Annotated in this window: 18 protein-coding genes; 12 read left to right on the top strand and 6 right to left on the bottom strand. The window is 61.7% G+C overall.

Going from position 1 to position 21,117, the window contains the following annotated elements:
- The first annotated feature begins 32 nt into the window (after nt 1–32).
- The 3 genes from proC to AC2FNZ_RS13610 are packed head-to-tail and all read left to right on the top strand — an operon-like array spanning nt 33 to nt 2,129.
- A complete protein-coding gene (gene proC / locus AC2FNZ_RS13620; RefSeq protein WP_496840968.1) occupies nt 33–848 on the top strand; it encodes a pyrroline-5-carboxylate reductase in 816 nt (271 codons plus the stop codon).
- On the top strand, nt 841–1,179 hold the full coding sequence (locus AC2FNZ_RS13615; RefSeq protein WP_170434437.1) for a tRNA-binding protein: 339 nt from the start codon (nt 841–843) through the stop codon (nt 1,177–1,179). Before proC ends, AC2FNZ_RS13615 begins: the two co-directional genes overlap by 8 nt.
- A complete protein-coding gene (locus tag AC2FNZ_RS13610; RefSeq protein WP_496840967.1) occupies nt 1,179–2,129 on the top strand; it encodes a 2-hydroxyacid dehydrogenase in 951 nt (316 codons plus the stop codon). The genes AC2FNZ_RS13615 and AC2FNZ_RS13610 overlap by 1 nt, the downstream gene beginning before the upstream one ends.
- Here AC2FNZ_RS13610 and AC2FNZ_RS13605 read toward each other — a convergent pair.
- On the bottom strand, nt 2,126–2,704 hold the full coding sequence (locus AC2FNZ_RS13605; RefSeq protein WP_496833999.1) for a thymidine kinase: 579 nt from the start codon (nt 2,702–2,704) through the stop codon (nt 2,126–2,128). The genes AC2FNZ_RS13610 and AC2FNZ_RS13605 overlap by 4 nt on opposite strands.
- A 356-nt stretch (nt 2,705–3,060) precedes the next feature.
- On the opposite strand from AC2FNZ_RS13605, the gene AC2FNZ_RS13600 reads away from it, so the two are divergent.
- Nucleotides 3,061–3,522 (top strand): hypothetical protein, encoded by a 462-nt coding sequence (locus AC2FNZ_RS13600; RefSeq protein WP_093965032.1) that lies wholly within the window; start codon nt 3,061–3,063, stop codon nt 3,520–3,522.
- A gap of 92 nt (nt 3,523–3,614) precedes the next feature.
- Here the strand turns inward: AC2FNZ_RS13600 and AC2FNZ_RS13595 are convergent, their stop codons facing one another.
- A complete protein-coding gene (locus tag AC2FNZ_RS13595) occupies nt 3,615–4,337 on the bottom strand; it encodes a hypothetical protein (RefSeq protein WP_496840966.1) in 723 nt (240 codons plus the stop codon).
- A 192-nt stretch (nt 4,338–4,529) separates the two neighbouring features.
- On the bottom strand, nt 4,530–5,654 hold the full coding sequence (locus tag AC2FNZ_RS13590) for a beta-ketoacyl-ACP synthase III (RefSeq protein WP_496840965.1): 1,125 nt from the start codon (nt 5,652–5,654) through the stop codon (nt 4,530–4,532).
- Between the two features lie 166 nt (nt 5,655–5,820).
- Here AC2FNZ_RS13590 and AC2FNZ_RS13585 point away from each other — a divergent pair, with 166 nt between their 5' ends.
- The 3 genes from AC2FNZ_RS13585 to AC2FNZ_RS13575 are packed head-to-tail and all read left to right on the top strand — an operon-like array spanning nt 5,821 to nt 10,381.
- Nucleotides 5,821–6,288, top strand: a complete 468-nt coding sequence (locus AC2FNZ_RS13585) for a MarR family winged helix-turn-helix transcriptional regulator (protein ID WP_093964681.1) — start codon at nt 5,821–5,823, stop codon at nt 6,286–6,288.
- Complete coding sequence (locus AC2FNZ_RS13580) at nt 6,285–7,322, top strand: efflux RND transporter periplasmic adaptor subunit (protein ID WP_093964682.1); 1,038 nt, start codon at nt 6,285–6,287, stop codon at nt 7,320–7,322. Before AC2FNZ_RS13585 ends, AC2FNZ_RS13580 begins: the two co-directional genes overlap by 4 nt.
- A gap of 11 nt (nt 7,323–7,333) precedes the next feature.
- On the top strand, nt 7,334–10,381 hold the full coding sequence (locus AC2FNZ_RS13575) for an efflux RND transporter permease subunit (protein WP_496840964.1): 3,048 nt from the start codon (nt 7,334–7,336) through the stop codon (nt 10,379–10,381).
- A 56-nt stretch (nt 10,382–10,437) separates the two neighbouring features.
- On the opposite strand, the gene carB is transcribed toward AC2FNZ_RS13575, so the two are convergent.
- On the bottom strand, nt 10,438–13,791 hold the full coding sequence (gene carB, locus AC2FNZ_RS13570; protein ID WP_496840963.1) for a carbamoyl-phosphate synthase large subunit: 3,354 nt from the start codon (nt 13,789–13,791) through the stop codon (nt 10,438–10,440).
- A gap of 172 nt (nt 13,792–13,963) precedes the next feature.
- Between carB and AC2FNZ_RS13565 the strand changes: the two genes are divergently transcribed.
- Genes AC2FNZ_RS13565 through AC2FNZ_RS13555 form a run of 3 tightly spaced genes read left to right on the top strand, consistent with a single transcriptional unit; the run spans nt 13,964 to nt 16,367 of the window.
- On the top strand, nt 13,964–15,097 hold the full coding sequence (locus AC2FNZ_RS13565) for an aminodeoxychorismate synthase component I (RefSeq protein ID WP_496840962.1): 1,134 nt from the start codon (nt 13,964–13,966) through the stop codon (nt 15,095–15,097).
- Nucleotides 15,052–15,699 carry an aminotransferase class IV family protein gene (locus AC2FNZ_RS13560; protein ID WP_496840961.1) on the top strand — a complete coding sequence of 216 codons (648 nt, stop codon included), beginning with the start codon at nt 15,052–15,054 and terminating at the stop codon, nt 15,697–15,699. Before AC2FNZ_RS13565 ends, AC2FNZ_RS13560 begins: the two co-directional genes overlap by 46 nt.
- Entirely contained in the window at nt 15,696–16,367 is a 672-nt protein-coding gene (locus AC2FNZ_RS13555; protein ID WP_496840960.1) for a CPBP family intramembrane glutamic endopeptidase, read from the top strand. Before AC2FNZ_RS13560 ends, AC2FNZ_RS13555 begins: the two co-directional genes overlap by 4 nt.
- A gap of 5 nt (nt 16,368–16,372) precedes the next feature.
- On the opposite strand, the gene AC2FNZ_RS13550 is transcribed toward AC2FNZ_RS13555, so the two are convergent.
- Complete coding sequence (locus AC2FNZ_RS13550; protein WP_496840959.1) at nt 16,373–17,599, bottom strand: class I SAM-dependent methyltransferase; 1,227 nt, start codon at nt 17,597–17,599, stop codon at nt 16,373–16,375.
- A gap of 205 nt (nt 17,600–17,804) precedes the next feature.
- Here AC2FNZ_RS13550 and aspS point away from each other — a divergent pair, with 205 nt between their 5' ends.
- Entirely contained in the window at nt 17,805–19,580 is a 1,776-nt protein-coding gene (aspS, locus tag AC2FNZ_RS13545) for an aspartate--tRNA ligase (RefSeq protein WP_496840958.1), read from the top strand.
- A 263-nt stretch (nt 19,581–19,843) separates the two neighbouring features.
- On the opposite strand, the gene AC2FNZ_RS13540 is transcribed toward aspS, so the two are convergent.
- Nucleotides 19,844–20,563, bottom strand: coding sequence for a response regulator (locus tag AC2FNZ_RS13540; protein WP_496833988.1), 720 nt, complete (start codon nt 20,561–20,563; stop codon nt 19,844–19,846).
- A 134-nt stretch (nt 20,564–20,697) separates the two neighbouring features.
- Here AC2FNZ_RS13540 and mce point away from each other — a divergent pair, with 134 nt between their 5' ends.
- Nucleotides 20,698–21,102, top strand: a complete 405-nt coding sequence (gene mce / locus AC2FNZ_RS13535) for a methylmalonyl-CoA epimerase (protein WP_170340045.1) — start codon at nt 20,698–20,700, stop codon at nt 21,100–21,102.
- Nucleotides 21,103–21,117: the final 15 nt, after the last annotated feature.

Genomic DNA, 21,117 nt, shown 5'->3' with positions numbered 1-21,117 from the left:
CCCCAAACCGCAAAAGCTGGGGAGGGGCAATCATGGACATGTCACGCGTCGCGGATCAGGGGCTGGTGCTTCTGGGATGCGGCAAGATGGGGTCGGCCATGTTGGCCGGTTGGCTCGAACATGGCCTGCCATCCGCATCCGTATGGGTGATCGACCCCAACCCTTCCGATTGGCTCAGGGCGCAAGGGGTCAATATCAACACCCCACTTCCTGAAAGACCTGCCGTCGTTCTGGTTGCCGTCAAACCTCAGATGATGGGCGAGGCATTGCCGGCAATTCAGGCGTTGGGGGGCGGCGGAACCCTGTTCATCTCGGTCGCCGCTGGAACTTCCATCGCCACGTTCGAGCGCGTTCTGGGGGCTGGCACACCGATCATTCGGGCCATGCCGAACACGCCCGCGGCGATCCGGCAAGGCATTACCGCGCTGATTGGAAACGCCAGCACGTCGGGTTCTGACATGACACTGGCCGAAGATCTGCTTTCGGCCATCGGTGATACCGTGCGCCTGCAGGATGAGGCGCAGATGGACGCGGTCACCGGTCTCAGCGGCTCGGGCCCGGCCTATGTTTTTCATCTGATTGAAACGCTGGCTGCCGCGGGTGAGGCGCAAGGCCTTCCGCATGATCTGGCCATGCGCCTGGCCAAGGCGACGGTTGCCGGGGCAGGGGCTTTGGCGATAGCGTCCGAGGAAGATCCGTCGCAATTGCGCATCAATGTCACGTCACCCAACGGAACGACGCAGGCAGCGCTGGAAGTCCTGATGCATGAACAGGAAGGGTTTCCAAACCTGTTGCACCGAGCCGTAAAGGCGGCAACCGATCGATCCAAGGAGTTGTCCGGTGAGTGAAATATCCTTCGACGACTTCCTCAAAGTCGACATCCGCGTAGGTGAAGTCACCCGGGCCGAACCCTATCCCGAGGCGCGCAAGCCCGCGATCAAGATGTGGATCGACTTCGGCGACGAGATCGGCGAGCGCAAGACCTCGGCACAGGTTACCGCGCATTACACGCCCGAATCCCTTGTCGGCAAACAAGTGCTGGCCGTGGTCAATTTCCCGCCGCGTCAGATCGGGCGGTTCATGTCCGAGGTTCTTGTTCTGGGTCTGCCGGACGAATCGGGCGAGATTGTTTTGATCGGTCCTGATGGCAAAGTTCCCGTGGGCGGGCGGATGCACTGATGAAGCTGTTGATCACCCGACCGATGACTGCCGCCGTAACTGCCCGCGCGCGGGATGAGTTCGACGTCGATATCCGAGATAGCAACGCACCGCTCAGCATTGATGAGATGGCGCGCGCATTGCGGGACTACGACGTGGTCGTTCCGACTTTGGGCGATGTCTTTTCGGCCAATGTCTTTGAAATGGTCACGGTTCCGCGGTGCAAATTGCTGGCCAATTTCGGGGTGGGTTTCAATCACATTGATGTGGCGGCAGCGCAGGCTGCTGGTGTTCGCGTGACCAACACACCGGGGGCGGTCACGGATGCAACAGCGGACATTGCCATGACCCTGCTGCTGGCAACGGCCCGCCGCGCGGGCGAGGGTGAACGGCTGGTCCGGTCCGGCAATTGGCGGGGCTGGCACCCGACCCAGATGCTGGGACAGCACGTCACCGGGAAACGGGTCGGAATCATCGGAATGGGACGGATCGGGCAAGCCATTGCCCGGCGCTGTCATTTCGGGTTCGGGATGCAGGTCAGCTATCAATCCCGAACGCCCAAGGATCTGGATTTCCCTGCCGAGTTCGTTCCCGACTTGGCGACCCTGGCTGCTGTGGTCGATTTTCTGGTCGTCGCCGTCCCCGGTGGTGTTGACACCTTCCACCTCATAGACGCTTCGGTTCTTTCAGCGATGCGGCCGTCGGCCATTCTGGTCAACATCGCTCGCGGAGAAGTCGTGGACGAAGCCGCACTGATCCATGCGTTGAAAACCGGCCAGATCGCCGGTGCCGGGCTGGATGTCTATGAGTTTGAACCGGCCGTGCCGCAGGCCCTGCGCGAGATGGAGAATGTCACCCTGCTGCCGCATCTGGGCACCGCGACCGAGGAAGTGCGCACGGATATGGGGCACATGGCGTTGGACAATGTGTCGGCTTTTGTCGCCGGGCGACCGTTGCCAAATCTGGTCTAACTGCCCACGGCCTCGCGCCAGTGTCTCCGGCAGAGTGAAACATAGGTCTCGTTTCCGCCGATCTGCACCTGCGCACCTTGAGTGATGGTTTTGCCGGTTTCGTCCTGACGGATCACCATCGTGGCTTTCCGCCCGCATCTGCAGATGGTGCGGACCTCGCGCATTTCATCGGCCAGGGCCAGCAGAGCCGCTGAACCGGGGAACAGCTTGCCTTGAAAATCCACCCGCAATCCGTAGGCCAGAACCGGTACTTTGAGGTCATCCACCGCGCGGGCCAATTGCCAGACCTGTTCTTCGGTCAGAAACTGCGCTTCGTCCACAAAAACACAGGCCACTTTCCCCTGATCAAGACGGTCTTGAATCATCGCAAACACATCGTCGCGGGGATTGAACGTATCGGCCTGTTCCGAGATTCCGATCCGCGATGCTATACGTCCCTGGCCCGCGCGCCCGTCAATGGCTGCGGTCATCAGATAGGTGTCCATGCCGCGCTCGCGATAGTTGTGCGACGCCTGAAGCAGCACCGTGGACTTGCCTGCGTTCATGGTTGAGTAGTTAAAGTACAGCTTGGCCATGGGCTGGGTCTAATCGGCTCACGCTGCGCGAGCAAGTCGTCAATGTCCTGAAAGGAATCGACGCCGCCATTGCAGTCGCAGAGGCCGAGCAGATGCTCTTGGGGATGGATAACCCCGCTTCCACAACAGCGACACCGCCGGCCACGAAATGGCCGAAACAGCGCAGGGCCTGAAATACTGCCCCACAAACACTCTTTACCGGCATTAACTGCCGCCACTCACTCACAAAACCCCCGCATATCTGAGGGATAGCCAACATATGACATTTCAATTATGACTCGAGTATGGGAAATTTCCCCTCCCTTTCCCCGGTGCGGACAGCCGGGCAAGAGGGCGCAGCGAACAAAGGTACAAAAATGGCAGATATCGGGGCCTATCTGAAAAAGCACACCGAAGCTTTGGTCAAGGACGTGGGGATCGAGGCAGCATGCGAGATCACAGGGAAATCCAAGGCCACATTAGGCCGGTATTACTCCGACAATCCCGAGCACAGTGACCGGTTCATGCCGGTGGATGCGGTTGCACGTCTGGAAAACGCGGCCAGCTACCCGCATGTGACCTCGGCCCTGGCGGACCTGAAGAACATCACCTTGTCCTATGATGAGCGCAATTCGACCGGTACGCGCACCGGGGGCGTCAATTCGGACGTGATCGCACTGAGCCAGCGTTTCGCGATGCTGATGACCGAATACCAGGCCGCGATCGAGGATGGCATCATTACCGTCAACGAAGCCAAGCGTCTGCTGAAAGAAACCTCGTTGCTGCAACAGGTTCTGATCGAGATGAAATTGCACCTCGAAGAGGAAAGCGTCAGCTGACCTAATTTCCCGGCAAGCCGTCATGGGGCGGTGAAAAAGGCGATGTGCGCATCGCCTTCTTCAAGCTGAGCTGAAGAAGCTCTTACCCTTTGTCAGTTTTCGTCGTTGTTGGCGTTGTTCCCGCGTCCAGGGCTTGAGCCTTCGGGCCCATTTCCGCCCCCGTTGTTGCCTTTGCCGCCGCCATTGTTGCCCTTGCCGCCGCCTTTCCCGTCACCGTTGTTGCCTTTACCGCCGCCGTGACCGCCACCCTTGCCGGGCTTGCCGTCACCATGGCCGGGCTTGCCACCGCCCTTGCCGGGTTTGTCTCCACCCTTGCCGGGCTTGCCACCGCCATCGCCAGGCTTGCCGCCGCCGTTGCCCGGATCGTCGGATCCGCCATCACCGGGGTCATCGTTCCCCTCGCCATTGCCGGGGCCACTGTTTCCGCCGCCCGACCCGGATCCGCCGCCGGCGGCTGGGCCGGTGCTCGATGCGGGTTGAAACCCGCTGGGGTCGTTTTCGCGGCCGTCAAAGCTGTTGGCGTTGGAAATCGATCCGGTCGGCAAATCGCTCAGAAGATTGGCCAGCCCCGGACATTGCTGCGAGGTATTGGCAAGAACCGACCCGAAATCTGCCCGTTGTTGCAGATGCGAGAGGAAACTGGGCGTAACCTGCGAACAGCCGCAAAGGCTCGCATAGTCACCATCGTTGGCCGCGATCCGTGCTGTGTTGGCGTTGCAGACCTGGGGCTCGGCCATGGCCGCGCTGGCTGCAGCAACCCCCAAAAACGGGGCGACAACCCAGGCCGCCATTCCTGACTTAGAACTCTTGAACATGGCGCACCTTTCTAAACCTAGCGTCACCTGACATGCGGAATTGCATGGCCTTCCAGATGGAGGCCGCGGGTTAAGCTGCGCTGTATCAATTCTGAAGAAGTGTTCAGGAACGCCAAAATCGCCCGCCTGCGCGGGCGAAACAATCGAGGTTATCGCTTGTTGCGCCGGACGTGGACCGGCGGCGCTGGCGTGTCAGGCGTGGCGTTTGACGATGACGGACCCAACCGAATACCCCGCACCGAACGAGCAGATCAGGCCGACATCGCCATCCTGAAGATCGTCTGAATATTTGGAAAAGGCAATGATCGACCCGGCTGACGATGTATTGGCATAGTCCTGCAGGATGTTGGGCTGTTCGCCCGGCTCCGGCTCTCGGCCCAAGACCTTCTTGCCGATGAAATCATTCATCGTCTTGTTGGCCTGGTGCAGCCACAGCCGCTTGAGATCGCCGCTTTCGATCCCTTCGGAATCCATGTGGTCGCTGATGTGTTTGCTGACCATCGGCAGCACTTCCTTGAACACCTTGCGCCCGTTCTGCATGAACTGCATGTCGCGGCGGTCGGTCAAACCATCTGGGCGTGTGCGCCGCAAAAAGCCATTGTTGTTGCGGATGTTGTTCGAAAACTCGGTCGCGCAGCGGGTCGACAGAATTTCGAAATGCGGGCCCTGTGCATCCTCGATCCGTTCGATCAGCGTGGCGGTGGCCACGTCACCGAATATAAAGTGGCAATCCCGGTCGCGCCATTCCAGGTGTCCTGAGCAGATCTCGGGGTTGACCACCAGCGCCGCCCGTACGGACCCCGACCGGATCATGTCGGCCGCAGCCTGAATGCCGAACGTCGCCGAAGAACAGGCCACGTTCATATCGAACCCAAAACCGGTGATGCCCAACGCGTTCTGGATTTCGACCGCAATGGCGGGATAGGCGCGTTCATGGTTCGATGCGGCACAAATCACCAGATCGACATCCGCCGCCGTCCGCCCGGCCTGGGCCAGCGCTTTGTTGCAGGCGTCCAGTGCCATTTCGGTCATTATGCCCGGCTCGTCATCGCTGCGCTGGCGCAGCAGGGGGTGCATCACGTCCGGGTCCAGCACGCCGGTCTTGTCCATGACGTACCGGTTCTCGATGCCGGATGCCTTGACGATGAACTCTTCCGAGGAATGCTGCATCGGCTCCATCTCGCCCGCGGCGATGGCATCGGCGTTGGCAGCATTCATCTTGTCGGCATAGGCGTTGAAGGCTTTGACCAGCTCGGCATTGGTGATGACGTTTTCGGGCGTGAAAACCCCGGTACCGGTGATTGCGGGCGTGTACATGTTGGGTCCTGAATGTTTCGGATTCGCCCAAAATGCAGTCACAGCGCCCCCAGATCAAGAGATGTTGACCCAAGGGAACGGCATAGGTTTGCGCAAATTCAACTTCACATCTTGAATAGTTCATAATCCGAAGTATATCACCGCTCGACTCGTGCGGAGAGCATCCATGACCAAAGACATCAGTGAACGGCTGGCCCGACTGACCCCTGAGATCCAGGCGATGATGGGCGTCTATGCGCTGTACTGGAAACTGGAAGAGAGTTTCGGCTGCATTGATACCGATCTCAGCCATCAGGAATGCCACATGTTGATCAAGTTGGATCAGCCCAAGCGGATGGGAGTGTTGGCGGCCGACATGCTGACCGTGCCGTCGACCATTACGGCCACCGCCGATGCGCTTGAGGCGGCCGGTTATCTGACCCGCCAACAGGACCCCGATGATCGCCGTGCGTGGTTGCTGGTGTTGACCGACAAAGGTGCCGAGGCCCGCAACATGCTGGTTACCACCGCCGGAGAGCTGTTTCACCGTGCCTCCGGGTTGGATGACGAGGAAACCGCTCAATTTGCCCGGCTTGCCCGCAAGATCCGGGACAACATTCTGAAAACGGGAATACCCGAGGGATTGACGAAATGAAGCTGCTGACTTCGCTGGGCCTTGCCCTTGCCGTACTGGCCGCACCGCTTGCGGCGCAAGACGACACCAAGCCTGTGAAACTTATGGTGGTGCATGAGACTGCTCCCGGATTTTCACGCCAGTTCTTCGGGCGCGTGGCCGCGCGGCAGACTGTCGATCTGGCGTTTCAGGTCGCCGGGCAGATCGTGGAACTGCCCGTCAACGAAGGGTTCCAGGTGCCCAAGGGCAGCCTGATTGCAAAGCTGGACCAAGAGCCGTTCGAACTGGCACTGGAACGTGCGCGTCTTCAGAAGGATCAGGCTGACCGCACCGTAGCCCGCCTGTCGCGCCTGCGGGGGACGACTGCAAGTCAGGTCGCTGTCGATGACGCTGAAACCGCCGCCCAACTGGCCGCGATTGCGGTGCGTGACGCCGAGTACAACCTCGAGCACACGACACTGACCGCGCCGTTCGACGCGCTGGTATCGCGGCGTGAGGTCGAGAACTTCACCACCGTGGCCGCCGGAACGCCGATCGTCCGGATCCACGATCTGTCCGAATTGAGGATTGAGGTCGATGTGCCCGAAATCCTGTTTCAGAGAACCAGCCAGGAAGATGGCATTTCGATCACGGCGAAATTCCCCGCTAGTGACGAGGTCTTCCCGTTGGAAATCCGCGAATTCGACGCCGAAACTTCGAGCGTCGGCCAGACGTTCCGGATTCAGTTCGGCCTCACGCCGCCGGAAGACTTGCGGGTGCTGCCCGGCTCGTCGGTAACCGTCAATGTTCAGGTCGATGACAAACGCACTGGCATCATCGTTCCCCCGACCGCGATTGTCGCCGACGACGAGGGCAATCTGGGCGTTATGGTCTTTTCGCCGGTCGGTGCAGATGTCGGTACTGTGCGGCGTGTTCCCGTGACCATCGAGCCTACCCAGACCGGTGACGTCCGGGTTTTGACCGGTTTGTCGGACGGCGACGAAATCGTAGTGGCCGGAGGGTCCGTTCTGACCGATGGGCAGACCGTGCGCCGCTTTGCCGGCTTTGCGAACTGAAGGGGGCGAGGATGAATATCGCACGCGCCTCGATCGACAGGCCGATCTATACGTGGCTGGTGATCCTGATTGCACTGCTGGGTGGTATCTGGGGGTTTTCGTCGCTCGGGCGGCTCGAAGATCCGGCGTTTACCATCAAGAACGCCGTAGTGTTGACCACTTATCCCGGTGCGACGGCTGAACAGGTGGCCGAGGAGGTCTCGGAACCCTTGGAATCTGCTATCCAGCAGATGGGCGAGGTCGATGTCATCACTTCGGTCAACCGTCCCGGTCAATCGCTGATCGAAGTCGAGATCAAGTCCACCTACGATGGCAGCGAATTGCCGGATATCTGGACCCGACTGCGCGCCAAGGTCCGGGATGCGGCCCGTGGATTGCCGTCCGGTGTCAGCCAACCCTATGTGAATGACGGGTTCGGTGACGTGTTCGGTCTTTTCTATGCGGTCACCGCGGAAGGGTTCAGCGACGCCGAAAAGCACGAATTGTCGACCTTCTTGCGGCGCGAGTTGCTGACCGTTGAGGGTGTTGCAGACGTTGAAGTGCAGGGCTTGCCGGACGAAGCCATTTTCATCGAGCCGGACCTGGCCATTTCGGTCAACCAGAATGTGCCGTTGCAGTCGATCAACGAAGCGATCGCGAACGCCAATTCGGTCCAATCGTCGGGGACGCTCCGATCAGATGACGATCGCACCACGATCCTGACGGCCGACGGATCGGACAGCGTGTCCGAGATCGCAGGGCTGTCGGTTGGCTCTCAGGGGCAAGTGATCAACCTCTTTGACATGGCTGATGTCTACCGGGCCCGCCAGACCGATCCTGACATCATGATCCGGTTCAACGGCGTCGAAGCCTTCACCCTGGGTATTGCCGGCCTGTCGACGGAAAACATCGTGGAGGTCGGAAAGCGCGTAGACGCCAAGCTGGCTGAGCTAAATGTGGAAATTCCCGCGGGCGTCGATGTATTGCCGATCTACCAGCAGCACGTCGTGGTCGAGCAGGCTTCGAACGATTTTCTTGTGAACCTAGCCATGTCGGTTGCCATCGTGGTGGCGGTGCTTGGAATATTCATGGGTTGGCGCGCGGCAGTCGTTGTGGGCTCGACCCTATTGTTGACCGTCGTCGGGACCCTGCTGTTCATGGCGCTGTTTTCCATCGAGATGGAGCGCATTTCGCTGGGCGCGCTGATCATTGCGATGGGCATGCTGGTAGACAATGCCATCGTGGTGGCCGAGGGGATGCAGATCTCCATGCTCAAGGGAAAAAACTCGCGCGATGCTGCCGACGAGGCCGCGTCCAAGACACAGATCCCCCTTCTGGGGGCCACGATCATCGGGATCATGGCCTTTGCCGGGATTGGGCTCAGCCCGGATGCGACGGGCGAATTCCTGTTCTCGTTGTTTGCGGTGATCGCGATCTCTTTGCTGCTGAGCTGGGTGCTGGCCATCACGGCGACACCGTTGTTGGGGCATTATTTCTTCAAACAGGGCAAGGATGTGGATGTCGACGCCTATAGCGGTATCCTGTTCCGAACTTACGGGGCGATCCTGCGCTGGGCATTGCGGTTCCGTTGGCTGGTGGTGGCCGGTTTGGTCGGGGTCACCGTGGTCTGCTATGCCGGCTTCGCGATGGTGAAACAGCAGTTTTTCCCGGACTCCAACACGCCGCTGTTCTTCGTTCACTACAAGCTGCCGCAGGGGACACCGATCGCGCGGACGAGTGCCGATATGCAAGTCTTTGAAGACTGGCTGGCCCGGCGGGATGATGTCGTCTCGGTCACCACCTTCGTGGGGCAGGGCGCGACGCGGTTCATGTTGACCTATTCGGCCGAGAAGCCCAACCCGAGCTATGGGCACATGATCATTCGGACGGAAACACTCGAGGACATTCCCGTCCTGCGTGCCGATCTGGAGGCCTTTGGTGAAACTCAATTCCCCGAAGGCGAATTCCGGACCAAGCGTCTGGTCTTCGGCCCCGGCGGCGGTACCCCGATCGAGGCGCGGTTCTCGGGCAGCGATCCGGTCGTCCTGCGGCAACTGGCCGACGAGGCGGTGCGGCGCATGTCGGCGGCATCGCCAAATGCGCTGGACGTGCATCACGACTGGCGTGAAATGGAATTGGCGGTCCAGCCGATCTATGCCACCGAGCGTGCGCAGACGGCCGGTGTCACCCGCGAAGACATCGCCGCCACCCTGCAATTCTCGACGGACGGCATCACCGGCGGCGTGTTCCGCGAGAGGGACCGCCTGATCCCGATTATCCTGCGTCGCCCGGCGGACAGAGAATACTCGATCGTGGATCAAGTGGTGTACTCGGACCAGTCACAGAAATTCGTTCCGATCGAGCAGATGGTGGACGGGTTCCAGTACAAAGCGCTCAATACTTTGGTGCATCGGCGCGATCGCGTTCTGACCGTCACGGTGGGCGCAGACATCCCGGCCGGCCTGACCGCAGCCCAGGTCCATTCCGAGGTTCGCGATGCGATCGAGAATATGGAACTGCCGCTGGGCTACAAGCTGGAATGGGGCGGCGAGTTCGAGGATTCCGGCAAAGCGCAAGCCAGCCTTGGCAAACAGTTGCCACTGAGCCTGTTGATCATGGTTCTGATCTCGGTGCTGCTGTTCAACGCGATCCGGCAACCGGTCATCATCTGGCTGCTGGTGCCGATGTCGGTGAACGGTGTGGTGATCGGGCTGCTGGGCACGGGCCTGCCCTTTACCTTCACCGCGCTTCTCGGGCTGCTCAGCCTGTCAGGGATGCTGATCAAGAACGGTATTGTTCTGGTCGAAGAGATCGACCTTGTCCGCGCCACGGGCAAGCCTCTGCGCGAAGCGATCATCGAAGCCTCGGTCTCGCGTCTGCGCCCGGTCATGCTGGCGGCGATCACCACGATCCTGGGGATGGCGCCGCTGCTGACCGACGCGTTCTTCGTGTCGATGGCAGTGACGATCATGGGTGGTCTGGCCTTCGCGACGATCCTGACCATGGTTGCCGCGCCGGTGTTCTACATGCTGTTCTTCTCTCGGGAAGAACAGCGCAGGTTGGCGGCGCAGACTGCATGATCCCACAAAAAAGCCCCGGCGAACGGCCGGGGCTTTTTGCTTGTCCGCTGCGGGCGTCAACCCTGTAGCGATTTGACCTCCACATCCTCTTCAGCCTGCGCCTTGATCGCCAGCGCGGCGGCGTGGCTGGCCGCAGCCGTGGTGTAGTAGGGGATCTTGTCATACAGCGCGATCGAGCGGATCGCCTTGCTGTCCTCAACTGCCTGCGCGCCTTCGGTGGTGTTCATGACCAACTGGACCTGACCGTCCTTCAGCATGTCCACCACATCCGGGCGGCCCTCGTAGACCTTGTTGACCACGTCACAGGGCACGCCCTTGGACTCCAGCCATGTCTGTGTTCCGCGGGTGGCCACCAGCGAGAATCCCTGCTCGACCAGAACCTGCGCAGCCTCGATCATCGCCGGACCCTTGTCGGCATCCTTGATCGAGATGAAAGCCCGTCCCTTGGACGGCAGCACCATGCCCGCGCCCATCTGGGCCTTGAGGAAGGCCCGCGGGAAGTCGCGGTCCCAGCCCATGACCTCACCGGTCGAGCGCATCTCGGGACCCAGGATGGTATCGACGCCGGGGAAACGGGCGAAGGGCAGCACCGCTTCTTTCACCGAGAACCACGGCATATCCGGGTCGGCCAGGGTCATCTGGTCAGCGATCTTGGTATCCTGACCCTCCTTGTAGGGCGGGCGTTGCGGGAAGTTCGAAAGCGGCTCGCCCGCCATCACCCGTGCGGCGATCGAGGCGATTGCGCTGTCGGTCGCCTTGGCCACGAAGGGCACGGTGCGGCTGGCGCGCGGGTTGACCTCGATCAGGTAGATCTCGTCATCCTTGATCGCGAACTGCACGTTCATCAGGCCCACGACGTTCAGCGCCTTGGCCAGCTTGTAGGTCTGGTCCTTGATTTCGGAGATGATCTCTTTCGACAGCGAATAGGGCGGCAGCGAACAGGCCGAGTCGCCCGAGTGCACGCCGGCCTCTTCGATATGCTGCATGATGCCGGCCACATGGACATCCTTGCCGTCGCACAGCGCGTCCACGTCCAGCTCGACCGCGCCGGCCAGATAGCTGTCCAGCAGCACGGGGCTGTCGCCCGAGACCACCACGGCCTCATTGATGTAGCGTTTCAGCTGATCCATGTCGCGCACGATCTCCATCGCGCGGCCGCCCAGAACGTAGGAGGGGCGGATCACCAGTGGGAACCCGATCTCTTCTGCGATCTCAAGCGCTTGCGCGTCGGTCGAAGCGATACCGTTCTTGGGTTGTTTCAGGCCCAGATCGTTGACCAGTGCCTGGAACCGTTCACGGTCTTCGGCCAGGTCGATCGCGTCGGGCGTGGTGCCTAGGATCGGAATACCTTCGGCCTCGAGCGCATTGGCCAGCTTCAGCGGGGTCTGACCACCGAACTGCACGATCACGCCGTGCAGTGTGCCGTTCTGCTGCTCGGTCCGCAGGATCTCCATCACATGCTCGAAGGTCAGCGGCTCGAAATACAGCCGGTCCGAAGTGTCATAGTCGGTCGACACCGTCTCGGGGTTGCAGTTGACCATGATGGTTTCATAGCCCGCGTCGGTCAGCGCGAAACAGGCGTGGCAGCAGCAATAGTCGAACTCGATCCCTTGGCCGATCCGGTTGGGGCCGCCGCCCAGAATGACGACCTTCTTGCGGTCGCTGGGGCGGGCCTCGCATTCGACCTCGCCCATCGTGGGGGCCTCGTAGGTCGAATACATGTAGGGCGTCTGCGCCTCGAACTCGGCGGCGCATGTGTCGATCCGCTTGAACACGGCGGTGACGCCCAGATTGTGGCGGGCGCGGCGCACGTTGGCCTCGTCGCGGCCGGCCAGATTGCCCAGACGCGCATCAGTAAAGCCCAGCATCTTGAGCCGGCGCAGGCCGTCCTCGGTCATCGGCAGGCCGTCCTTGCGAACGGTGCGTTCCGCCTCGATGATCTCGCGGATGCGGGCCAGGAACCAGGGGTCGAACTTGGTGACGGCAAAGATTTCGTCGTCGGTCAGACCGTGGCGCATCGCCTGCGCGATGGTGCGCAAACGGTCGGGTGTCTGCTGGCTGATGGCCTTGATGACATGTGCCTTGTCGTCGCTGCTTTCGACCGCATCCCATGGGCCGATGCTGAGGCCCGGAATTTCAACCTCGTCGAAACCGGTCAGCCCCGACTCCATCGAGGCCAGCGCCTTCTGCATCGATTCGTGGATCGTGCGGCCGATGGACATGGCCTCGCCCACCGATTTCATCGCGGTGGTCAGGTAGGGTTCAGCGCCCGGGAATTTCTCGAAGGCGAATTTCGGGATCTTGGTGACGACATAGTCGATGGTCGGCTCGAAGCTGGCCGGTGTGACCTTGGTGATGTCGTTGTCCAGCTCGTCCAGCGTATAGCCCACCGCCAGCTTGGCGGCGATCTTGGCGATCGGGAAGCCTGTCGCCTTGGACGCCAGCGCCGACGAGCGCGACACACGCGGGTTCATCTCGATCACGACCATGCGGCCGTCTGCCGGGTTGATCGCCCATTGCACGTTCGATCCGCCCGTTTCGACGCCGATCTCGCGCAGAACGGCGATCGAGCCGTTGCGCATGATCTGGTATTCCTTGTCGGTCAGCGTCAGGGCAGGGGCCACGGTGATCGAGTCACCGGTATGTACGCCCATCGGGTCGACGTTCTCGATCGAGCAGACGATGATCGCGTTGTCGGCAGTGTCGCGCACCACCTCCATTTCATATTCTTTCCAGCCCAGCAGGCTTTCGTCGACAAGGATCTGGTTCACCGGCGAGGCATCCATGCCCGAGCGGCAAAAGTGGATGTAATCTTCACGGTTGTAAGCCACACCGCCGCCGGTGCCACCTAAGGTAAAGGCCGGGCGGATGATCGCGGGCAAGCCGATGTTTTCCAACTCGTCCAAGGCCATTTGCACGCCGGCATCCAGATCGGCAGAGCCGTCGGCCTTTTTGGGGGCGGTGATGATGGTGGCCTTTGGGTTTTCAAGGCCCAGGCGGTCCATCGCTTCGCGGAACAGCTTGCGGTCCTCGGCCATTTCGATAGCCTCGCGCTTGGCCCCGATCATCTCGACGCCGAATTTTTCCAGCACGCCCATCTCTTCCAGCGCCAAGGAAGTGTTCAGGCCGGTCTGCCCGCCCATCGTGGGCAGCAGGGCGTCAGGGCGTTCCTTTTCGATGATCTTGGCGACGACCTCGGGCGTGATCGGCTCGATATAGGTGGCGTCGGCCAGTTCGGGGTCGGTCATGATCGTGGCGGGGTTCGAGTTCACCAGGATGACCCGATACCCTTCCTCGCGCAGGGCCTTGCAGGCCTGGGCGCCGGAATAGTCGAATTCGCAGGCTTGCCCGATGACAATGGGCCCCGCCCCGATGATCATGATCGACTGGATGTCGGTTCTCTTCGGCATGGCCTGGTCCCTTCGATTTTGCACGAGTCGCGGGCGCCGCCCATGCGCCCAAATTGTCGTGGGTTATAGGGACCGGGGAAAAAGGTGCAAGGGGGATCGGAAACGGAAGTGAAATTGCCGCTTTCCCCCCTTTCCCTTGGCAACGTATTCTCTATATGCCGCTGAACGGCAGATGAGGAAGCAATTGCGCATTCGTTTCGATCAGGGACCCGCCGGTCCGGGCACCGGTTTCGATCGGCCCGCCCAGGTGATCCGCGCCGACCGGGCGGAGCAGGTGCCCCAGGCATTGGCGGCGCTGGATGACGCGCGCGCGCAGGGCGGCTGGCTGGCCGGATATGCCAGTTACGAGCTGGGCTATGCGCTTGAGCCCAAGCTGGCCGCAAGGCTGCCCGCGAACCGTCGATTGCCGCTGCTGTGCTTTGGGGTGTTCGATGGCCCGAGCGCCCAGGACCTGCCGTCCGGTGCGGCCGGGCTGACCGCGTTCCAGCCGCGTTGGAGCGAGGCGCGCTATACCGAAGCCTTCCGTGCCGTGCATGATGCAATCGGGGCCGGTGACATCTATCAGGCCAACCTGACCTTTCCCATCGATCTGGAAACCGAGGGTGACAGCGCCGCGCTCTATGCCGCGCTGACCGCCGGACAGCCGGTCGGCCATGGCGCGCTGGTCCAGCAGGACGGGCTGCCCGATCTGCTCAGCCGCTCGCCCGAGCTGTTCTTCCGCACCGATGCCGACGGGATGATCGAGACCCGGCCGATGAAGGGCACCCAGCCGCGCAGCGCCGACCTGGCCGAGGACGCGCGGCGGCGCGATTTCCTGTCCTCGGACGAAAAGAACCGGGCCGAGAACCTGATGATCGTGGACCTGCTGCGCAATGACATCAGCCGCGTGGCGCTGCCGGGAACCGTTCAGGTGCCCGAGTTGTTCAAGGTCGAGACCTACGCCACCGTGCATCAGATGGTGTCGCTGGTGCAGGCGCGGCTGCAGGTGGGGGCGGGGTTGTCGGACATCCTGACGGCGCTGTTTCCCTGTGGTTCGATCACCGGGGCGCCCAAGATCCGTGCGATGGAGATTCTGTCGGATCTGGAGCCCTGGCCGCGCGACATCTATTGCGGCACCATCGGCTGGGCCGCCCCGGACGGGCGGTCGGAATTCAACGTCGCGATCCGGACCTTGATGGTCGAGGGCAACCGGGCCACGCTGAACGTCGGCGGGGGCGTCGTCTGGGACAGCACCGCCGAGTCGGAATACGAGGAAGCGCTATGGAAAGCCCGGTTCGCGCACCAACTGAGCCTGATTTCCGCCTGATCGAAACCTTTGCGTTTCGGCCCGGGCAGGGCTTTGTGCGGCTGGAGCGCCACCTGCGGCGCATGGCGCGGACAGCTGACTGGCTGGGTGTTCGGTTCGACGTGTGGCGCGTCGGCGAAGTGGTGGACGGTGTGATCGGCGCGGACCCGCTAAGGTGCCGGCTGACGCTGGACTTGACCGGTGCACCTGAGATCACCACGGGGCCTCTGGCGGACAACCCGCCGGACTGGACGGTGGGTCTGGCGACGACAAGGCTGACGTCCTCGGACATCTGGCTGCGCCACAAGACCACCCGCCGCGCGATCTATGACCAAGCGCGGGCGGAATTGCCCGACGGCGTGGACGAGCTGTTGTTCCTGAACGAACGGGATGAACTGTGCGAGGGCACCATCACCAACCTGTTCGTCAAAACGGAAGACGGGCGCCTGCTGACACCTCCGGTTGCGGCGGGCCTGCTGCCGGGCATCCTGCGCGAGGAGTTGCTCGAAACCGGACGCGCTGCCGAGGCGGTCTTGACTCTGCATGATCTGGCCGCCGCGCGCCGGGTCTGGATGGGTAATTCCCTACGCGGTTTGATACCGGCCAAGGTGATGCTGCCATGAGCGACCGCAGCTCTGCGCGTGGATTGCAGGTGTCGAACCTGCGCCTGAAGGCTGAGTTCGTGGCGTTCTATGTCGCGGTCCCCTTGCTGATCGCCGTTCTGTTTCCACCCGACTGGATGTTTCCGGCGCTGTTCTTCTTCACCGCTGTCGGGATCGCCCTGCTGCACCGCACCTCGGGCTTTTCCTGGGCTGAGCTGCGCTATGGCTGGCGCAACTGGCGCTGGGCCGAGGTGATCGGGTTTTCATTGGCAATGGCGGCGATCTGTTCGGCCCTGGTGATGGCCACGCGCCCGGATGCGGCCTTTTTTCTGCTGCTGCACCGGCCCGAATTTCTGGCCGTGATCTGGCTGGGCTACCCGTTGCTGTCGGCACTGCCGCAAGAACTGCTGTTCCGCACGCTGTTCTATCGCCGCTATCACGCGATCCTGCCTAACGGCGCGGCCTTGCCGTTGCTGAACGCCGGGCTGTTTGCCTTTGCCCACCTGATGTATTGGAGCTGGATCGTCACCGTGATGACATTCGCGGGCGGACTGCTGTTTTCCTGGGCCTACCGCAAGCGCGGGTCGTTCTTCTATGCGGTGCTGCTGCACGCGATCGCCGGCAACATCATCTTTGCCGCCGGGCTTGGCGTGTTCTTCTATTCCGGCAACGTGCAGCGCCCGTTCTAGGGGCTCTACTCGGCGGCGTCGCGCATGTCTTGACCGGGCTGGTAGAGATAGTCCCGCGTCAATGGCGCCGCGTCGCGGCGATGACCCAGCTGCAGTTGGAAAACGGTCTGGTCACGCTCTTCGAACACCAAAATACAGGCGGTCAGATAGAACCGCCACATGCGGATGAACCGGTCGTCATACATCGCGCGCACCTGATCCAGGTTGCTCTCGAACCGGTCGCGCCAGGCGCGCAGGGTCAGAGCATAATGCACCCGCAGGCTTTCGACATCCAGAAACCACAGACCGGTGCGCGCCAAGGGTTTGACGATTTCCTCGAGCGACGGGACATAGCCACCCGGGAAGATGTACTTGTTCAGCCAGGGCGACTGGCCGGTGGGCGGCCCGTTGCGGCCGATGGAATGGATCAACGCCACACCGTCGGGCTTCAGCAGAGCGGCGACCCGGTCGAAATAGGTGCGCAGCTGTGGCGCGCCCACATGCTCCAGCATCCCGACCGAGACGATCCGGTCGAACTGGTCCTGCATCTGCCGGTAGTCCATCAGCCGAATGTCGACGCGGTCGGCCAGCCTGGCCTGCTGCACCCGCGCGGTGGCGGTGCGGTGCTGGTTTTGCGACAGGGTCAGCCCGGTCACCTGCACGCCGTGGTCACGCGCCAGCGTCAGGGCCAGACCGCCCCAGCCGCAGCCGATGTCCAGCACCCGCATGCCGGGCTCAAGGCACAGCTTGCGCGCGATATGCACCTTTTTGGCGGCTTGCGCCTGCTCCAAGGTCATCCAGGGCTGCTGGAAATAGGCGCAGCTGTACTGCATGTCAGGGTCCAGCATCAGCCGGTAGAATTCGTCGGACAGGTCATAGTGATGCGCAACATTGCGCCGCGCCGAGCGGACCGAGTTGCGCTGCAGGATCGGCCGCAGCAGATACCCGGCCCAGTCTTGGATCTGCTGCAGCAGGGGCAATGACCCGCTGGCCGCGCATCGAATCGCGATCCGCATGGCACTTTCCAGGCCGCCCTCGTCGACGGTCAGTGTGCCGTCCATGTAGCCCTCGCCAAAAGCCATCTCGGGATTGCGCACCAAGCGCGCCATCAATGCGGGGTCATGCAGGGTGACATGCGCCTCGGGCTGCGTGGCGTCACCATAGGTACGCGCCGTCCCGTCCGGGAAGGTGATCCGCAGAGTTCCGCGGGTGATGAAACCCCGCAATACGCGATCCAAAACAGTTTGCCACATCGGCCGAACACCTCCTTGCTCAAGGGGCCTGGCTCCCGCGTGCCGGGAAAACTATTCGAGTTCACATGTCCAAAAGATAGCGATTTTTTCGAATTTGTCTGCATTCCGGGCTCCGATGGAGGCGCATCGTGCTCCAACCCTTGACTTCCCGACCCGATCGCGGTGTATCGGCGCGACGAATTCAGCGCCCGAAGGGATATCATCCATGCACGCCTATCGCAGCCACACCTGCGCCGATCTGACCGCCGCAAATGTCGGTGAAACCGTCCGCCTGTCGGGTTGGGTTCATCGGGTGCGAGATCACGGCGGCGTGCTGTTCATCGACCTGCGCGACCACTATGGCGTGACCCAGGTTCTGTGCGACGGCGACAGCGCCGCGTTCAGCGCGTTGGAGAAAGTGCGCTCGGAATGGTGCATCCGCATCGACGGCACGGTCAAGGCGCGCGACCCCGAATTGGTAAACCCCAAGCTGCCCACCGGCGAGATTGAGGTTTATGTCCGCGAACTGGAAGTGCTGGGCGCGGCCGAGGAGCTGCCGCTGATGGTGTTCGGCGACCAGGAATACCCAGAAGAAACCCGCCTGCGCTATCGCTACCTGGACCTGCGTCGCGAGGTGATGCAGCGCAACATGGCACTGCGCTCGGACGTGGTGGCCAGCATGCGCCGCCGCATGTGGGATCAGGGCTTCCGCGAATATCAGACGCCGATTATCACCGCATCCAGCCCCGAGGGCGCGCGCGACTTCCTGGTGCCCTCGCGCCTGCATCCGGGCAAGTTCTATGCGTTGCCGCAGGCACCGCAGCAGTTCAAGCAGCTGATCATGGTTTCGGGCTTCGACAAGTATTTCCAGATCGCGCCCTGCTTCCGCGACGAGGACCCGCGCGCCGACCGCTCGCCCACGGATTTCTACCAGCTCGACCTCGAGATGTCCTTCGTCACCCAGCAGGACGTGTTCGACACGATCCAGCCAGTTCTGACGGGGGTCTTTGAGGAATTTGGCGGTGGCCGGAAGGTTGATCAGGAATGGCCGCAGATCTCCTACAAGGACGCGGCGCTGTGGTATGGCACCGACAAGCCCGATCTGCGCAACCCGATCAAGATGCAGGTGGTGTCGGAACACTTCCGCGGGTCCGGTTTCGCGATCTTCTCCAAACTGCTGGAACAGGAAGGCACCGAGATCCGCGCGATCCCCGCGCCGGGTGGCGGCAGCCGCAAGTTCTGCGACCGCATGAACGCCTTTGCCCAGAAAGAAGGTCTGCCCGGCATGGGCTATATCTTCTGGCGCGATCAGGGTGAGGGGATGGAAGCCGCCGGCCCGCTGGCCAAAAACATCGGCCCCGAACGCACCGAGGCAATTCGCCAGCAGCTGGGCCTTGGGGTCGGTGACGCGGCGTTCTTCCTGGGTGGTAAGCCCAAAGCCTTTGAAAAAGTCGCCGGCAAGGCGCGCGATGTTATCGGCGAAGAGCTGGGCCTGACGGAAAAAGACCGGTTCGCCTTTGCCTGGATCGTGGATTTCCCGATCTACGAGAAGGACGAGGAAACCGGCGAGATCGATTTCGAACACAACCCGTTCTCGATGCCGCAGGGTGGCATGGAGGCGCTGCAGGGCGACCCGCTTGAGGTCAAGGGTTATCAGTACGACCTGGCCTGCAACGGTTACGAGCTGGTGTCGGGTGCGATCCGGAACCACAAGCCCGAGATCATGCTCAAAGCGTTCGAGCTTGCCGGTTATGGCGAGAACGAGGTCAAAAGTCGCTTTGGCGCGCTGTTCAACGCGTTCCACTATGGCGCTCCGCCGCACGGAGGCTGCGCCGCCGGCATCGACCGGATCGTTATGTTGCTTGCGGACGAGGCCAACATCCGCGAGGTCATGATGTTCCCGATGAACCAGCGCGCCGAAGACTTGATGATGCAAGCGCCGTCGGACCCGACTTCGGATCAGCTGATGGAACTGGGCCTGCGGGTCATCCCTCAGGAATGAGCCAAGGACCGTACCCAGAGTGTGAAAAACCTTTGGGTGCGGTCGAAACTACGGCGACGGCGCGAAGCGATCTTTCTGCTAAGTGCTTCAGCGCGTATATGGGCCCGCGTTCTGCAGGCGGCTAAAACCAAAGGAACTTGTGATCAGTCCAGCCAGTTCGGCTGTTTTTTGCGGTTAGCGCGAATGGTCCGTGCGGATCTGCGGGTGTGCCAATACCACCAAGCGCAGAGCATGGTTGTTGTCATGAAATAGGCCAACGTCATTCAGATCGCCTTTCGTCTTTCAAGACGGCTTTGGACAAGACCGGCAACGCGCGCTGCCAAGGCTGTTACCGGAGCGCCCTCGGCGCGCGAGGATGCGAGGTCATGGGCCGCCTGCTCCAGAACCGTGTCCTCGGCATCTCGGGCTACACCGCGCAGGAATTGCGCGGCATAGTCCAGCATGCGTGAATCCGCAGGCCCAGTCAGAACATCTGCGATATGCGCCATGTCATCCTGATAAGCCAGCGGATCGGGGCAGATCTGTTCGTCTTTGACGGATTGGAGTGTACCCGGGCGACGGTCTTCGGGGAGGTTCTCCAGGATGGCCCTTTGGAAGCTGATCAGCGAATTCAACGGTTTCGCCAGAAAACCATCGGCCCCGGCTTGCAAGGCAAGCGTTTCGGCGCAGTCGTCGCCGGACATACCAAGGATGACGCTGATACGGGGGGAAACCGCGTTCAGTTCCGCGATCAGGTCTGCGCCGGAGCCGTCCGGCAGGCCCATGTCCACTACGATCACCGACGGGCGGTAGATCTGAAGGTGCCTGCGCGCAGACCTCAGGCAATCGGCCCGGCGAATGCGGGCGCCGCTGTGCAGGCACATCAGTCGCATCGCATCACAGGCATAACGACTGTCCTCGACAACCAGAATGGTTTGACCCAGCAAAGGCCGAGTGGCGCTGGGGGCAACGGCGGATGGGGCGAACGGCACCGAATCGTCCATGGCAGAACTCCTTTCAGCAGATGCCCCACGCTAGGAACTCCTGGCTAACACAGGGTTAACGCGCGTTTTGGCGCACTTGCCCTTTGACAGGGCAGCCCCCATAAACGCTGCAACGCAGAACAGAGGAGACTGCCATGATTGGCCGCCTGAACCATGTCGCCATCGCCGTGCCCGACCTCGAGGCCGCATCCGCCCAATACCGCAACGCGCTGGGCGCCAACGTTGGTAAACCTCAGGATGAACCGGATCATGGCGTGACGGTGGTCTTCATCGAACTGCCCAATACCAAGATCGAGCTGCTGTACCCGCTGGGCGACGACAGCCCGATCAACGGCTTCCTGGAAAAGAACCCGGCGGGTGGCATCCACCATGTCTGTTATGAGGTCGAGGACATCATCGCCGCACGGGATCACCTGAAGGCGACCGGTGCCCGCGTTCTGGGAACCGGAGAGCCCAAAATCGGCGCGCACGGCAAGCCTGTGCTGTTTTTGCACCCCAAGGACTTCAACGGATGCCTTGTGGAGCTGGAGCAAGTCTGAGCCGGGCTGAGGAGG

The sequence above is a fragment of the Ruegeria sp. SAZA006 genome, assembly GCF_059613465.1.
Note: the sequence above shows the minus strand (reverse complement) of the source record. Positions and strands in the feature narration are given on the sequence as shown.